2 protein-coding genes are annotated in these 1,763 nt (G+C 56.4%); both read left to right on the top strand.

Annotated elements, in window-relative coordinates:
• Window positions 1–317: NHL repeat-containing protein (locus VH187_RS06865; protein ID WP_329700732.1), on the top strand; the 317-nt coding region annotated here is incomplete at its 5' end.
• 57 nt (window positions 318–374) lie between these two features.
• A protein-coding gene (locus VH187_RS06860) for an IS3 family transposase (RefSeq protein WP_329700731.1) occupies window positions 375–1,552 on the top strand; the annotation gives its coding sequence in 2 pieces (ribosomal slippage) (window positions 375–639 and window positions 639–1,552; 1,179 coding nt in all).
• Window positions 1,553–1,763 lie beyond the last annotated feature (211 nt).

The following is a 1,763-nucleotide window of genomic DNA, read 5'->3' as shown; positions in this document are numbered from 1 at the left end:
CCCAAGATCCCGAGAACGAAGCCTACCGCGTGGTTCACGGATGGCCGATTCTAGAAGACGGATACATGCTGGGACAGGTTTCGGGAGTTGCCGTCGACTCAAGTAATAATGTTTACATATTTCATCGTGCCGAGCATTCTTGGTCGGACAACAAATCAAAGCCAATTTCCTCAAATACTATCATCGCTTTTGAGGGAACCACGGGCAAGATGCGTGCGGCTTGGGGTGCCGACACTTTTGTCGAACCTCACGGTCTGCGAATAGACCGGAATGACAACCTGTGGGTAACTGACATTGTACTTAACCAAGTGACCTGACCGGGCTTTTTTGTACCAGCCGACGTGAGAGAGAATTCACGAGGAGGACGGCTGGATATGCCAAACAAGCGGTACAAAGCGGAACAGATCGTGACGTTGCTGCGCCAGATTGAAGTAGGAATTGCGAACGGAAAGACCACCCCGCAAGTCTGCAAGGAAGCAGAAATCACCGTACAGACGTACTACCGCTGGCGGAAGGAATACGGCGGCCTAAAGCTGGATCAAGCAAAGCGACTGAAGGAACTGGAGAAGGAAAATGCAAAGCTCAAGCGAGTGGTGGCAGAGCTATCGCTGGAGAAGCAGGTTCTGAAGGATATTGCGGAGGGAAACTTCTAAGCCCTGAGCGGCGTCGCAGTGCGGTGGAGCATGCGCGGGAGAAGCACGAGCTGTCCGAGCGACATGCTTGCCGACTGGTGAATCAGTGGCGTGGAACGCAACGCTACCTGCCGACCCAGAGAGTGGATGAAGATGCGCTGACCCGAGACATCGTCACGCTGGCCAGTCAGTATGGCCGTTACGGCTACCGGAGGATCACGGCGCTGTTACGGACAGCAGGCTGGCAGGTGGGGAAAGATCGAGTGCAGCGCATCTGGCGCCGTGAAGGGCTGCGGGTGCCCGAAAAACAAAAACCAAGGAAAAGGCTCTGGTTCAATGACGGCTCTTGTGTGCGGCTAAGGCCCGAACGAGCCAATCACGTCTGGAGCTATGACTTCGTGAGTGCCACAACGTACGATGGCAGAACGATCCGCATGTTGACGATGCTTGACGAATACACCCGGGAGTGCCTGACGATTCGAGTGGCCAGAAGACTCGGGAGCTATGAGGTGCTTGAGGCGCTGGCGGATGTGATGATGTTTCGGGGAACCCCGGAACACATTCGTTCCGACAATGGCCCGGAGTTCCTGGCCGAAGATCTGCGGAAGTGGCTGGCGAAGGTGGGCACGGGAACGTTGTATATCGAGCCCGGAAGTCCCTGGGAGAACGGATACTGCGAGAGCTTCAACGGGAAGTTGCGGGACGAATGCTTGAACGGGGAGATTTTCTACTCACTGAAGGAAGCGCAGATCGTGATCGAGAAGTGGCGAGTCGAGTACAACACCAGGCGGCCACACTCGGCGCTGGGCTATAGGCCGCCAGCCCCGGGAACGTTCTCGCCGCAAATAGTGGCTCTCCGGCCGCCTACGGCTACCTGCGAGCCACCCTTTACATCCTTACCCGATGAGGTTGTGATGTAAACTCTCTCACTCGCCTTGGTACAAAAACTCGGTCCAGTCAGTCCCACCGCGCCCGCTCTGGGATGCTGGTACCAAACCCCCGTCTCGCTGCGTCCAAAGCTGCCAGTAGCTTTTGGACCACCCGCGCGGGCACATCTGCGAGGGCCCCTGCGCCGGAGTGAGGCGATTGGATGTGCTTCCTACTGAAAGCATGTCAGAAAAAGACGTGCTT

Source organism: Scandinavium sp., from assembly GCF_036271055.1.
Classification (GTDB): domain Bacteria; phylum Pseudomonadota; class Gammaproteobacteria; order Enterobacterales; family Enterobacteriaceae; genus Scandinavium.
Note: the sequence above shows the minus strand (reverse complement) of the source record. Positions and strands in the feature narration are given on the sequence as shown.